The following is a 12,748-nucleotide window of genomic DNA, read 5'->3' as shown; positions in this document are numbered from 1 at the left end:
CATGCGAAGTCCAGCTTCCGGGCACCACGCGCTCTAAATGTCTGCCGTATCGGCCCAGCCTTCACGGTTGCCTACGTTCAGCACGAGATCGCCGTCGACCACATCGCCGGCGCCGAAAGTCGGCAGCGCGGCGAGTTCTTCATACAGCGGCGTGAAATCGGGGCGCGTGGCGTCAAACAGCTGCTCGAAACTGTCGATCACGAAGTACGTCTTCTGGAACGTGTCGATGCGATAGCGCGTGCGCATGATGCGGCGTACGTCGAAGCCGATGCGGTTCGGGCTGGCTGAATCGAGCGCATACACCGATTCGCTCTTGCTCGACACGATGCCCGCACCGTAGATGCGCAGGCCGGCCGGCGTGCGGATCAGCCCGAATTCCACCGTGTACCAGTACAGGCGCGCCAGCATGTCGAGCTGGCCGAGGCGCGCCGCCTTCAGGCCGCCCTTGCCGTAGGCCTCCATGTAGTCGGCGAAGATCGGGTTGATCAGCAGCGGCACGTGGCCAAAGATGTCGTGGAAGCAGTCGGGCTCTTGCAGGTAATCGAGCTGGTCGGGCCGGCGCATCCACCAGCTGGCCGGGAAGCGCCGGTTGGCGAGGTGATCGAAAAAGACTTCGTCCGGCACCAGGCCCGGCACCGCGACGATCCGCCAGCCGGTCGCGCGCAGGAGCGTTTCGTTGAGTTCGTCGAACGACGGCACGCGGTCCCGGCTCATGCCCAGCGTCGACAGGCCCTGCAGGAATTCATCGCACACGCGGCCCGGCAGCAGCGCCTCCTGGCGGTCGTACAGCGTGCGCCATGTCGCATGGTCGGCGGCGGTGTAGCGGTGTACCGGCTGATCGATCGTGAAGTCGGCGCGCAGCGTCTGGTCGTCGAGGCCTTGCGCAAACTGTTCGCGCAGCTTGTCGGTCAGGGTGCCGTTGAAGCCGGCGGGGGCCGCGGTCTGGGTCGAGTCGGGGGCGGTGGTGGCGGGGGCCATTCGGGTGTCTCGCTCTCGTGTTATTCAAGTCCGGCCAGTGTAGGGGTGCGGCCCTGCGGATTGTCCGCAAAACGGGCGCCTCTGAGCCGCGGCATGCGGAAATCGTGCAGAATGGCGTGCATCTACGCAGGAGATATGCATGATTTCGCTCGATACCTTCGATCTAGCCCTGCTGGCGGCGCTGCAGCGCGATGGCCGTGCGACGCATCAGCAGCTTTCGGAGCAGGTGCACCTCTCGGCCAGCCAGGTGGGGCGGCGTCTGGCGCGGCTGGAGTCCGAAGGCGTGATCGAAGGCTACCGGGTGGTGCTGTCGCCGACCGGCCTGGGGCTCGGCGTGACGGTGTTCGCCAGCATCAAGCTCGCGCATCATGGCGACGCGATCGTCGAGCGTTTCCGCGAAGAGATCATGCTGCTCGACGCGGTGCAGGAGTGCTATTCCGTGGCCGGCGATGCCGACTACATGCTGCGCGTGGTGGTGCCCGACCTGCCGGCGCTATCGGAGTTCGTCATGCGCAAGCTGATGCGGGTGCCGGGCGTGGACAATGTGCGTTCCAATATCGTACTGACAGCTTTGAAGCGGGACGGCGCGCTGCCGCTATCCCACCTCGGTGGGTGACCGTGCGCCTTGCGCCAGGGTGCGCGGCGTGTCACGCTGCAAGCCGATCACACCCAGTTTCAATGAATCGCCTTTCCCGGGCGGGAGACCATGATGGTTGAAGGACACACCACGCATCCGGCGCATCTGCCGGCACGTCGTGCGGGCGGCTACGGCATGCCGGCACGCGTTCGTGCGTGGTGGGTGGCGGCCGCCGTGGCGGGGGTCACCTATGGCGGCATGTTGACCATGGTGGCCGTCGACGTGCCGCCGGGTACGCCGCTGGTCGGCCGCATCGTCGCGCAGCCGCTGTGGAAGATGCTCATGGCGATGCTGCTGGCGCGTGCGGCGTCGCTGCATGAGATTCCGCGCGAGCGCCGCTGGCTCGTCGGCGCGATGCTGTTTTCGGCGCTGGGCGACCTGTGCCTGGCATTGCCGGACTGGAAGCCGTCGTTCATTGCCGGCCTCGGCTGCTTCCTCGTCGCCCATCTGTGCTATCTGCGCGTGCTGTGGCAGTTGCGAGGCGCGTCGTCGCCGGTGCGCCTGCTGGCGGTGGGCGCGATGATCGGCGTGGCCATCGGCATGCTGCTGTGGTACTGGCCGGGCCTGGGCGGTTTAAAAGGCCCCGTCATCGTTTACATGGTCGTGCTCTCGTCAATGGTGTGTGCCGCGCTGCTGGCGCGCCTGCCCGGGCCGCTGACCGCCTGGGGCGCCATCGCCTTTGCCGCCTCCGACGCCATGATCGGGATCAGCGTGTTCGTGTTTCCCTTTACGGACCATGAGCTGGCGATCTGGTGGAGCTATGCCGCCGCGCAGCTGCTGATCAGCGGCGGCCTGCTCACGCGCCGCACACCGCCCGCGCGCCGGGCATAAGCTCGATCGCCGTGTCCTTCGCTGTGGGAGCCCCGATGCTGCAGACCCTCGACGCCAGCGCGACGGCAGCGTGCCTGCCGTACGCCGCGCTTGCCGACGCCATCGCCCAGGTATTGCGCGACGCGCGCGCCGGCCGGGCCCAGGCGCCCGCCCGACTGGTGATGCCCTTGCCCGGGCCCGGCAGCTTGTTGCTGATGCCCGCGTCCAATGCCGACATGGCCATCACCAAGATGATCACGGTGCACCCGCATAACCCGTCGCGCGGTTTGCCGGCCATCCACGGCGAGGTCGTCGTCATGGACGCGCAGACCGGCGTGCGGCGCCTGCTGCTCGATGGGCCGACCGTCACGGCGCACCGCACGGCAGCGGTCTCGCTGCTGGCCGCGCGCCTGCTGGCCCCGGAGCCAGCGGGCGACCTGCTGCTGGTAGGCGCCGGGGCCCAGGCGCGTGCACATCTGGAAGCCTTCCACCTGGGCCTTGGCACGCGGCGCGTGACCATCATTGCCCGCAATGCCGCCAGCGCCGAGGGCTTGGCCGCGCATGCACGTGCCCTCGGGATGGACGCCACCGCGCTGGCCGGCGGGGATGCGGCCGGGGTGGCGCAGGCCGCGCGCGCCGTGTTGCCGCATGTGTCGCTCGTGGTCACGGCCACGCCGTCGTCGCAACCCGTGCTGCCGGACTGGGCGGAGCCCGGCGACGGGCACGGCCGGACGTGGCGGCCGCAACACTTCATCGCGGCAGTCGGTGCGTTCCGGCCCGACATGGCCGAACTGCCGCCGCGGCTGTGCGTGCATGCCGCCGCGGTCGACCGGCTGTACGCCGACACGCTTGTCGACCTGGAAGTCGAGGCGGGCGACCTGCTGCAGGCAGGTGTGCCGTGGTCGCGTGTACGTCCGTTACAACAGTGCGTCGACGTGACGCCCGACACGCTCGCGCAGGCCGCGCCGGTGTCGCCCGTGGTGTTCAAGAGCGTCGGCAGCGCCTTGTGGGATCTAGCGGCGTGCGTGCTCGCGCTGTCGCAGTCCAGGCCTGTTTAAAAAGCGCGTTCGGGCCGAGGAGGCCCGCCATCAGCAGGTCTCGACCCGCGCTTGTAACAGGAAACCTCTAGAAAAAGCATTCTAGCCACGGCAATCAAACGGGATAATGACCATCCCTTCCGCCTGGGAGGAGACTGAGAACGCACCGGCACACGCCGCTGTACGGCACGTTTGCCCGGATGCGTCTGACACTGGAGCACATACAGATGGCCTATAAAAAAGCACTGGCGGCCGCCGCCGGGATGATCCTCGCCACCGCCGCGCACGCACAGGCTGCCGGCAGCAACATCGTCAGCCTGGGCTGGTTCCGCGTGATGCCGAACAGCTCGAGCGACCCGCTGTTCGTCAACAGCGTGGGCGGCGTTCCCGTCAACCAATCGCAGCCCAACACCGGCGCCAAGATCAAGGACGCCGATACCGTTGGCCTCGCGTTCACGCACTTCTTTACCGACAACTTCGCCATGGAACTGGTGGGCGGCATCCCGCCGCGCCACAAGATCGAAGGCACGGGTTCCTTCTCGCGCTACGGCGAAATCGGTTCGGCCAAGCAATGGAGCCCGGCCGTGCTGGCCAAGTGGTACTTCTTCGGCGCCGACAGCAAGTTCCGCCCGTACGTCGGTGCCGGCCTGAACTACACGTGGTTCTCCGACGAGAAGATCACCAACAGCGCCTTCCAGAACCAGGTGCTGGGCCGCGGCACGCCGGGCAGCACGAGCAGCGTGTCGACCGACAGCTCGCTGAACCCGGTGCTGAACGTGGGCGCCACGTACGCCATCACCAAGGACTGGTTCGTGGGCCTGTCGGTGTCGTACCTGCCACTGAAGACGACGGCCAAGATCGATACGAAGCTGATCAACGGCACGCATATCCAGAGCGAAGCCAAGATCAAGATCAACCCGGTCGTGACCTTCCTGAACGTGGGCTACCGCTTCTGAGCGGCGGCCGCGTTCAACAAGAAGGCGTGCCATGGCGGCACGCCTTTTTTTGTGCGCTGCTCAGGCAACGGCTTTGACCGGGTAGCCGGCCTGCTCGATGGCGGCCTTGAGCGCGTCGACGCTCGCGCCGCTCGTGACGGCCACGCTCTGGCGGGACAGATCGACCTGCACATTGGCGCCGGCATCCACCTGCTGTACCGCACGCGTGACGGCCGATACGCAATGGCCGCAGCTCATACCTTCAACGGAAAACGTCGTCATGGTTCGCTCCTGGAAAGGAAGGAAGAAATCATGCAGCGGAGTATGAACCTTCCTACCGTGGGAACCGCAAGCGTAGAATGATCGCTTGACCTTGCCAAGATGGGAAGGTCTAGGCTGATGCCATCTTCCTTCGACAGCACGTTTCCATGACCACCAGCCTTGCCCATCCGGCTTCACTCGATCTCGAAATCGGCGGGATGACCTGCGCCGCCTGTGCGGGCCGTGTCGAACGCGCCTTGCGCGCCGTGCCCGGCGTGACGGAGGCCAGCGTCAACCTCGCAACCGAACGCGCGCGCGTGCACGGCGCCGCGGCGAGCGATGCACTTGTGGCGGCCGTTTCGGCTGCTGGCTATGAAGCGCGCGTCGCATCCGACGAAGCGGCAGCGCGTGCCGCCGCCGAGCCGGATTTCTGGGACGGTGCCGGCCCCGTGTGGATTGCCGCTGCGTTGTCGCTGCCGCTGGTGCTGCCGATGATCGCCGGCTGGTTCGGCAGCGAGTGGATGCTGCCCCCCTGGGGGCAGTGGCTGCTGGCGACGCCGGTGCAGTTCGTGATCGGCGCGCGCTTTTACAAGGCCGGCTGGAAGGCCGTGCGCGCGGGTGCGGGCAACATGGATGTGCTCGTCGCGCTCGGGACGTCGGCTGCATACGGCCTGTCGCTGTGGCTGTGGTGGCGTGCGGGCGAAGACCACCTGCCGCATCTGTACTTTGAAAGCGGGGCCGTCGTCATCACGCTGGTGCGCCTGGGCAAGTGGCTCGAGGTGCGGGCCAAGCGGCAGACGGCGCAGGCGATTCGCGCGCTGCAGGCGCTGCGCCCCGATACCGCTCGCGTGCGCACTGCCGACGGCACGCTGCGCGACACCCCCGTCGCCCAGGTGCGAGTGGGCGATGTGGTGTCCGTGCGTGCCGGCGAGCGCATCCCCGTGGATGCGGTGGTGCTGGAAGGCGACAGCCACGTCGATGAATCCATGCTGACCGGCGAAAGCCTGCCCGTGCCCAAGCGCGAAGGCGACCGCGTGACCGCCGGTGCCATCGCCACCGACGGCGTGCTGCTCGTGCGCACCACGGCCATCGGCGCGGACACGATGCTTTCGCGCATCATCCGCCTCGTAGAAGACGCGCAGGCTGCGAAGCCGCCGATCCAGCAACTGGTCGACCGCATGAGCGCCATCTTTGTGCCGGCGGTGCTGGTGGCGGCGTTGCTGACGCTGGCGGGTTGGTTCATCGCTGGGGCGGGGTGGGAGACGGCCATCGTCAACGCCGTGGCGGTTCTGGTGATCGCTTGCCCGTGCGCGCTCGGCCTTGCCACGCCGTCCGCCATCATGGCCGGCACGGGTGCGGGCGCGCGGCGCGGCATTCTCATTGCCGATGCGCAGGCGCTGGAACGCGCGCAACAGGTCGATTTCGTCGTCTTCGACAAGACGGGCACGCTTACCGTGGGCCGGCCGCGCGTCACGGCGGTGGAAGCCGCGCCGGGCGTCGATGCCGCGACGCTGCTGGACGAGCTCGCCGCGCTGCAGGCCGAAAACACGCATCCGCTGGCCCACGCCACGCGCGAATACGCCGAGCAACAAGGCCGCGCCATCACGCCGGCGCAATCGCCCGAAGTGCTGGCCGGACGCGGCACGCGCGGCATCGTGAATGGCGCGTCGCTGCAACTCGGCAACGCGCGGTGGATGGATGAACTGGGGCTCGATCGCCGCGCATTGCAAGCGCGCGCCGATGCGCTGGAGGCGCAAGGCAACACCGTCTCGTGGCTTGCGCAGCGTGATGAAGGCGGCCTGCAGTTGCGCGGCCTGATTGGTTTTGGCGATGCGCTCAAGCCCGGCGCGAAGGAGGCTGTGTCCGCGCTGCAGGCGCGTGGCGTGCGCACCGCGCTCGTGACCGGCGACAACGCCGGCGCGGCACGCAGCGTGGCACACGCGCTCGGCATCGACGAAGTGGCCGCGCAGGTGTTGCCGCAAGACAAGGCCGCGCGTGTCACGGCATGGCAGAAGGCCGGCCACGTGGTCGCGATGGTCGGCGACGGCATCAACGATGCGCCCGCGCTGGCCGCGGCCGATGTCGGCATCGCCATGGCCACCGGCACCGATGTGGCGATGCAGGCCGCCGGCATCACGCTCATGCGCGGCGAGCCGCGTCTGGTGAGCGACGCGCTGGACCTCTCGCGCCGCACGGTCGCCAAGATCCGCCAGAACCTGTTCTGGGCGTTCGTCTACAACGTGGTCGGCATTCCACTGGCCGCGTTCGGCCTGCTCAGCCCGACATTCGCCGGGGCGGCCATGGCGTTCTCGAGCGTGAGCGTCGTCACCAATGCGCTGATGCTGCGCCGCTGGCCATCCACCGGAGACCGCGCATGACCCGCACCGATCTCAATGCAACCCAGGGCCCCGTCAACATCGGCGAGGCCGCCAAGGCCAGCGGCGTATCGGCCAAGATGATCCGCTATTACGAGAGCATCGGCCTGCTGCCGCCAAGCCCTCGCACGGAGGGCAACTACCGGATGTATGACGCGCGCGCCCTGCATGTGCTGCGGTTCATCCATCGTTCGCGCTCGCTGGGGTTCTCGCTCGAAGAGATTCGCACGCTGCTCTCGCTCTGGAACGACCGCGAGCGCGCCAGCGCCGACGTCAAGGCCATCACGCTGCGCCATGTGGCCGACCTGGACGCGCGCATCCGCGAGCTGCAAGGCATGCGCGATACGCTCATGACGCTGGCGAATGCGTGCCACGGCGACGACCGGCCCGATTGCCCCATCCTGCAGGGCGTGGCCGGCGAGAGCGCAGACACCGGCGGCCAGGGCGGCTGCTGCCACTGACGGCTCGGCCCGTTGCAGCGCGCGGCGTCTATGCCACAATCTGGCAACCAAAGGAGGAGACGCCGATGACGCAAGCCCCCGCTCAGGCCGCACCCGATCAGGCGCAGGAGGCCCGCCAGCGCATGAAGGACGGCACTGAACTGCTGGTCCGCACGTGGTCGCCCGACACCCAGGCGGGCGAACCGCGCGGCACCGTCATCCTCGTGCACGGCATGGCCGAACACAGTGGGCGCTACGTCCATGTGGCCAAGGTGCTGACCGACCTGGGCCTGCGCGTGCGAGCTTTCGACCTGCGCGGCCACGGCCGCAGCGGCGGCCCGCGCATGGCGCTCGACGCGCCGGACAACTACCTGACCGACCTGGCGGAAATCGTCGACGCCGCCGTCGCCGAATGGCACGAGATGCCGTTCGTGCTTGGGCACAGCATGGGCGGGCTGATCGTCGCGCGCTTCACCACTGCGCGCGTCCGGCCAGTGCGCGGCGTGCTGCTGTCATCGCCCGCGCTGCGCGTGAAATTGCCGCCAGGAACGGGCATCGTGCGGGGGATCCTCTCCGCCATCGCGCCGCGGCTGCCGGTGCCCAATCCCGTTGATCCGGCCAAGCTTTCCCATGATCCGAGCGTGGCAGCCGCCTATCGCGCTGACCCGCTCGTGCAGGGCACGATCAGTGCTTCCGTGCTGGAGTTCATGCTCAATGCCATCACCCAGACGCAACAGGACGCCCCGCGCCTCGAAGCGCCGATGCTGCTGATGGCAGGCGGCGCCGATTCGATTGTCGATCCGTCCGGCAGTCGCGATTTCTATGCGAATGCGCCGGAAGACTTGCGGACCTTGGCGTGGTTCGACAACGGGTATCACGAGATCTTCAACGAAGCCGAGCCGCTGCGCAGTGAGGTGTTTGGAAAGATGACGGAGTGGCTGGCTTCGCGGATTTGATTTGTAGTGAATTGGTCGCACCACAAGAATAAAAACCAATAACACCAAGGAAAAGAAGCACGGAGACATGGAAACGTACGACTACATCATCATCGGCGCAGGCTCCGCAGGCTGCGTCCTGGCCAACCGCCTCACACGCGATCCCGACGTCTCCGTGCTCCTGCTGGAGGCAGGCGGCAAGGACGACTACCACTGGATCCACATCCCCGTCGGCTATCTGTATTGCATCGGCAACCCGCGCACGGACTGGCTCTACCGCACTCGCGAAGAGCCCGGCCTGAACGGCCGCTCGCTCGGCTACCCGCGCGGCCGGGTGCTCGGCGGCTGCTCGTCGATCAACGGCATGATCTACATGCGCGGCCAGCGCGAAGACTACGACGGCTGGGCCGACATCACGGGCGATGCCTCCTGGAAGTGGGATGCGGTGCTGCCGCTGTTCAAGGCGAGCGAGAACCACCACGGCGGGGCCAACGCGTGGCACGGCGCCGACGGCGAATGGCGGGTCGAGCCGCAGCGCCTGCACTGGCAGATTCTTGAAACCTTCATCGAAGCCGCCGTGCAGGCCGGCATTCCGCGCACCAGCGACTTCAACCGCGGCGACAACTTCGGCGTCGGATACTTCGAGGTCAACCAGAAGCGGGGCATCCGCTGGAACACGGCCAAGGGCTTCCTGCGCCCCGCATCGCAGAGGCCGAACCTGACCATCATGACGGGCGCGCAGGTGCGTGCGCTGACCTTCAGCGGCAAGCGCTGCACGGGCGTGACGTATCGCGGGGCCGGGGTCGATTACTCGGTCGCGGCGCGCGAGGAGGTGATCCTCTCGGCGGGGGCGATCAACTCGCCGCAACTGCTCGAGCTGGCGGGGATCGGCCAGCCGGAGCGGCTGCAGGCGCTGGGCATTCCGGTGCGGCAGGCGCTGCCGGGCGTGGGCGAGAACCTGCAGGACCATCTGCAGTTGCGCAGCGTGGTCAAGGTGCACGGCGTGCCGACGCTGAACACGCGGGCCTCGAACTGGTGGGGCAAGGCGATGATCGGCATGCAGTACGCCTTCAACCAGAGCGGGCCGATGAGCATGGCGCCGTCGCAGTTGGGCGTGTTCGCGCGCTCGAATCCGCAGGTGTCGCGGCCCGATGTGGAGTACCACGTGCAGCCGCTCTCGCTCGACAAGTTCGGCGACCCGCTGCACGCGTTCAACGCGTTTACCGCCAGCGTGTGCAACCTGCGCCCGACCTCGCGCGGCACGGTGCACATCACCTCGGCCGACCCGTTTGCCGCGCCGACGATCGCGCCGAACTACCTGTCGACCGACGAAGACCGCAAGGTCGCGGCCGATTCCTTGCGGCTCACGCGCCGCATCGTCGCCCAGCCCGCCCTGGCGCAATACCGGCCCGAAGAGTACCTGCCCGGCGCCGCCTTCCAGACCGACGAAGAACTCGCCCGCGCCGCCGGCGAGATCGGCACGACCATCTTCCACCCGGTCGGCACGTGCCGCATGGGGCGCGCCGACGACGTGAACGCGGTGGTCGATGCCCAGCTGCGCGTGCGCGGTATCGAAGGGCTGCGCGTGGTGGATGCGTCCATCATGCCGACCATCACCTCCGGCAACACCAACTCGCCGACGATCATGATCGCGGAGAAGGCCAGCGAGATGATCCGGGCGGCGCGCAAGGCGCGTGCGCGCGGCGAGGCGGTCGCGGTTTGAGGGGCGGCCGACATGGGCGAGACACACCGCCCATGTCCCATGAATAGGGCAATCGGTATTGCTCCGATACGTAACTCTACGTAAGCCCCATCAGCGAGCTGCAAACCCAATGCCGGTGCGGGTTTTGGGCTGTAAGCGATGTGCAATCCGCCTCGGTACAAACCCCGATGTTTTGCAACGCAACAGCCGTTGACAATCATCCGCACCAAAAAAAGAGGCGGGAGACAAGAGGGAATCATGGCGCAGGACATCATTCTCGAAACGCGCGGGCTGACCAAGGCCTTCAAGGGCTTTACCGCCGTGTCCGACGTCAACCTGCGCGTGCAGCGCGGGTCGATCCACGCCCTCATCGGCCCCAACGGGGCAGGCAAGACGACGTGCTTCAACCTGCTGACCAAGTTTCTGGTGCCCACGCGGGGCACGATCCTGTTCAACGGCGTCGACATCACCTCGGAGAAGCCGGCGCAGATTGCACGCCGGGGCGTGATCCGCTCGTTCCAGATTTCCGCCGTGTTTCCGCATCTGAGCGTGCTGGAAAACGTTCGCGTCGGCCTGCAGCGCCAGCTGGGCACGGCGTACGCGTTCTGGCGCAGCGAGCAGTCGCTCAATGTCCTGAATGAACGCGCGATGGAGCTGCTCGATCAGGTGGGCCTGACGCAGTTCGCGCACACCGTGACGGTGGAGCTGCCCTACGGCCGCAAGCGCGCGCTGGAGATTGCCACCACGCTGGCGATGGAGCCCGAGCTGATGCTGCTCGACGAGCCCACGCAGGGCATGGGCCACGAAGACGTGGACCGCGTGACGGAGCTGATCAAGCGCGTGGCCGCGGGCCGCACGATCCTGATGGTCGAACACAACATGAACGTGGTGTCGTCCATCGCCGACAAGATCACGGTGCTGCAGCGCGGCCAGATCCTGGCCGAGGGCCCGTATGAAGACGTCTCGAAGAACCCGCAGGTGATGGAGGCCTACATGGGCACCGCCGATGCGGCGCTGGAAGGCCACTGAGCCCGTCAAGGCCATGGAAGCAGTCGGCCGGCGCAGGCCGGTCACCGATGCAGCGGCTGGCTGCATCACCGAACGCTAGACCCGAACACACGAGAACACTGCATGAGCACGCCCGCGCTCCAGATCAAGGACCTGCACGCCTGGTACGGCGAATCGCACATCCTGCATGGTGTCGACCTGACCGTGAACCGCGGCGAGGTGGTCACGCTGCTCGGCCGCAACGGCGCGGGCCGCACCACCACGCTGCGCGCCATCATGGGCCTGGTGGGCACGCGCAAGGGCTCCATCGTCGTGCACGACGCAAGCGGCCAGGGCGTGGAAACGATCGACCTGCCGACGCACAAGATCGCCCACTGCGGCATCGGCTACTGCCCCGAGGAACGGGGCATCTTCTCCAGCCTCTCGTGCGAAGAGAACCTGATGCTGCCGCCGGTGCTGAAGGGGCAGGTGGCCAGGTCCGGCAATGCCGGCATGAGCATCGACGAGATCTACGAGATGTTTCCCAACCTGAAGGAGCGCCGCCAGAGCCAGGGCACGCGCCTGTCGGGCGGCGAGCAGCAGATGCTGGCGGTCGGGCGCATCCTGCGCACGGGCGCGAACCTGCTGCTGCTCGACGAGATTTCCGAGGGCCTTGCGCCGGTGATCGTGCAGGCGCTGGCCCGCATGATCCTGATGCTCAAGAAGCGCGGCTACACGGTGGTGATGGTGGAGCAGAACTTCCGCTTTGCCGCGCCGCTGGCAGATCGCTTTTATGTGATGGAACACGGCCGCATCGTCGAGCGTTTCGAGGCGGCGCAACTGCAGGACAAGATGCCGGTGCTGCACGAACTGCTCGGCGTGTAAGACGTTTTCCCGATCGACTTGCAAGACCATGCGCCAGCGTGATCCGCGGCGCGCACGACACAGGAGACAAGACCATGACACTCAAGAAGCTGGCTGGTGCATTGATGGCGGTAGGGCTGGGCGCGGCTGCATTCGGCGCGCATGCGCAGGTGAGCGGCGACAAGGTGAAGATCGGCTACATCACCGATCTCTCGGGCCTGTATGCCGACATCGACGGGCAGGGCGGTGTCGAGGCGGTCAAGATGGCGATCGAGGATGCGGGCGGCAAGGTGCTCGGCAAGCCGATCGAACTGGTGACGGCCGATCACCAGAACAAGGCTGACATCGCGGCGTCCAAGGCGCGCGAGTGGATGGACCAGCAGGGTATCGACATGCTGCTGGGTGGCACCAACTCCGCCACGTCGCTGGCGATGAGCAAGGTGGCGGCCGAGAAGAAGAAGGTGTTCATCGGCATCGGCGCCGGCACGGCCCGCCTGACCAACGAGGAATGCACGCCGTACACGATTCACTATGCGTATGACACGGTGGCCCTGGCCAAGGGCACCGGCAGCGCGGTGGTCAAGCAGGGTGGTAAGTCGTGGTTCTTCCTGACCGCCGATTACGCCTTCGGCCACTCGCTGGAGAACGACACCGCTGCCGTGGTCAAGGCCAACGGCGGCACGGTGGTGGGCTCAGTCAAACACCCGCTGTCGGCGTCGGACTTCTCGTCGTACCTGCTGCAGGCGCAGTCGTCCAAGGCGCAGATCCTGGGCCTGGCCAACGCCGG

Annotated in this window: 13 protein-coding genes; 11 read left to right on the top strand and 2 right to left on the bottom strand. The window is 67.1% G+C overall.

What is annotated here, in order from left to right:
* Positions 1-33: 33 nt before the first annotated feature.
* The gene (gene phhA / locus A6M56_RS02725) at positions 34-978 is read right to left on the bottom strand and encodes a phenylalanine 4-monooxygenase (RefSeq protein WP_102080430.1); all 945 of its coding nucleotides are present in this window, start codon (positions 976-978) and stop codon (positions 34-36) included.
* Positions 979-1,117: 139 nt separating this feature from the next.
* Here phhA and A6M56_RS02720 point away from each other — a divergent pair, with 139 nt between their 5' ends.
* The 4 genes from A6M56_RS02720 (at position 1,118) to A6M56_RS02705 (ending at position 4,418) form a co-directional block, all read left to right on the top strand.
* A complete protein-coding gene (locus A6M56_RS02720; protein ID WP_045785313.1) occupies positions 1,118-1,594 on the top strand; it encodes an Lrp/AsnC family transcriptional regulator in 477 nt (158 codons plus the stop codon).
* A gap of 93 nt (positions 1,595-1,687) precedes the next feature.
* Positions 1,688-2,446 (top strand): lysoplasmalogenase, encoded by a 759-nt coding sequence (locus A6M56_RS02715; protein ID WP_045785312.1) that lies wholly within the window; start codon positions 1,688-1,690, stop codon positions 2,444-2,446.
* A gap of 35 nt (positions 2,447-2,481) precedes the next feature.
* On the top strand, positions 2,482-3,483 hold the full coding sequence (locus tag A6M56_RS02710) for a delta(1)-pyrroline-2-carboxylate reductase family protein (protein ID WP_062737679.1): 1,002 nt from the start codon (positions 2,482-2,484) through the stop codon (positions 3,481-3,483).
* A 206-nt stretch (positions 3,484-3,689) separates the two neighbouring features.
* Positions 3,690-4,418, top strand: coding sequence for an OmpW/AlkL family protein (locus A6M56_RS02705; protein ID WP_062737680.1), 729 nt, complete (start codon positions 3,690-3,692; stop codon positions 4,416-4,418).
* A 60-nt stretch (positions 4,419-4,478) separates the two neighbouring features.
* On the opposite strand, the gene A6M56_RS02700 is transcribed toward A6M56_RS02705, so the two are convergent.
* The gene (locus A6M56_RS02700) at positions 4,479-4,679 is read right to left on the bottom strand and encodes a heavy-metal-associated domain-containing protein (protein WP_045785310.1); all 201 of its coding nucleotides are present in this window, start codon (positions 4,677-4,679) and stop codon (positions 4,479-4,481) included.
* 146 nt (positions 4,680-4,825) lie between these two features.
* Here A6M56_RS02700 and A6M56_RS02695 point away from each other — a divergent pair, with 146 nt between their 5' ends.
* The 7 genes from A6M56_RS02695 to A6M56_RS02665 all read left to right on the top strand — a co-directional run.
* Positions 4,826-7,036, top strand: coding sequence for a heavy metal translocating P-type ATPase (locus tag A6M56_RS02695; RefSeq protein ID WP_102080428.1), 2,211 nt, complete (start codon positions 4,826-4,828; stop codon positions 7,034-7,036).
* Positions 7,033-7,494 (top strand): Cu(I)-responsive transcriptional regulator, encoded by a 462-nt coding sequence (gene cueR, locus A6M56_RS02690; protein WP_045785308.1) that lies wholly within the window; start codon positions 7,033-7,035, stop codon positions 7,492-7,494. Before A6M56_RS02695 ends, cueR begins: the two co-directional genes overlap by 4 nt.
* Positions 7,495-7,559: 65 nt before the next feature.
* Positions 7,560-8,429, top strand: a complete 870-nt coding sequence (locus A6M56_RS02685; RefSeq protein ID WP_045785307.1) for an alpha/beta hydrolase — start codon at positions 7,560-7,562, stop codon at positions 8,427-8,429.
* Positions 8,430-8,496: 67 nt separating this feature from the next.
* Positions 8,497-10,131, top strand: coding sequence for a GMC family oxidoreductase (locus A6M56_RS02680; RefSeq protein ID WP_102080427.1), 1,635 nt, complete (start codon positions 8,497-8,499; stop codon positions 10,129-10,131).
* A 237-nt stretch (positions 10,132-10,368) separates the two neighbouring features.
* The gene (locus tag A6M56_RS02675; RefSeq protein WP_045785305.1) at positions 10,369-11,139 is read left to right on the top strand and encodes an ABC transporter ATP-binding protein; all 771 of its coding nucleotides are present in this window, start codon (positions 10,369-10,371) and stop codon (positions 11,137-11,139) included.
* Between the two features lie 102 nt (positions 11,140-11,241).
* Positions 11,242-11,982, top strand: coding sequence for an ABC transporter ATP-binding protein (locus A6M56_RS02670; RefSeq protein WP_045785304.1), 741 nt, complete (start codon positions 11,242-11,244; stop codon positions 11,980-11,982).
* A gap of 74 nt (positions 11,983-12,056) precedes the next feature.
* The coding region (locus A6M56_RS02665; protein ID WP_286757727.1) for an ABC transporter substrate-binding protein at positions 12,057-12,748 on the top strand (692 nt) is incomplete at its 3' end.

The organism is Ralstonia sp. RL (genome assembly GCF_001683835.1).
Taxonomy (GTDB): domain Bacteria; phylum Pseudomonadota; class Gammaproteobacteria; order Burkholderiales; family Burkholderiaceae; genus Ralstonia; species Ralstonia mannitolilytica.
This window is presented reverse-complemented; position numbering and strand designations above follow the sequence as displayed.

What these genes read in the sequence shown, in the direction of transcription:
- phhA (WP_102080430.1), bottom strand. Translation starts at nt 978, where the DNA reads ATGGCCCCCGCCACCACCGCCCCCGACTCGACCCAGACCGCGGCCCCC.
- A6M56_RS02720 (WP_045785313.1), top strand. Translation starts at nt 1,118, where the DNA reads ATGATTTCGCTCGATACCTTCGATCTAGCCCTGCTGGCGGCGCTGCAG.
- A6M56_RS02715 (WP_045785312.1), top strand. Translation starts at nt 1,688, where the DNA reads ATGGTTGAAGGACACACCACGCATCCGGCGCATCTGCCGGCACGTCGT.
- A6M56_RS02710 (WP_062737679.1), top strand. Translation starts at nt 2,482, where the DNA reads ATGCTGCAGACCCTCGACGCCAGCGCGACGGCAGCGTGCCTGCCGTAC.
- A6M56_RS02705 (WP_062737680.1), top strand. Translation starts at nt 3,690, where the DNA reads ATGGCCTATAAAAAAGCACTGGCGGCCGCCGCCGGGATGATCCTCGCC.
- A6M56_RS02700 (WP_045785310.1), bottom strand. Translation starts at nt 4,679, where the DNA reads ATGACGACGTTTTCCGTTGAAGGTATGAGCTGCGGCCATTGCGTATCG.
- A6M56_RS02695 (WP_102080428.1), top strand. Translation starts at nt 4,826, where the DNA reads ATGACCACCAGCCTTGCCCATCCGGCTTCACTCGATCTCGAAATCGGC.
- cueR (WP_045785308.1), top strand. Translation starts at nt 7,033, where the DNA reads ATGACCCGCACCGATCTCAATGCAACCCAGGGCCCCGTCAACATCGGC.
- A6M56_RS02685 (WP_045785307.1), top strand. Translation starts at nt 7,560, where the DNA reads ATGACGCAAGCCCCCGCTCAGGCCGCACCCGATCAGGCGCAGGAGGCC.
- A6M56_RS02680 (WP_102080427.1), top strand. Translation starts at nt 8,497, where the DNA reads ATGGAAACGTACGACTACATCATCATCGGCGCAGGCTCCGCAGGCTGC.
- A6M56_RS02675 (WP_045785305.1), top strand. Translation starts at nt 10,369, where the DNA reads ATGGCGCAGGACATCATTCTCGAAACGCGCGGGCTGACCAAGGCCTTC.
- A6M56_RS02670 (WP_045785304.1), top strand. Translation starts at nt 11,242, where the DNA reads ATGAGCACGCCCGCGCTCCAGATCAAGGACCTGCACGCCTGGTACGGC.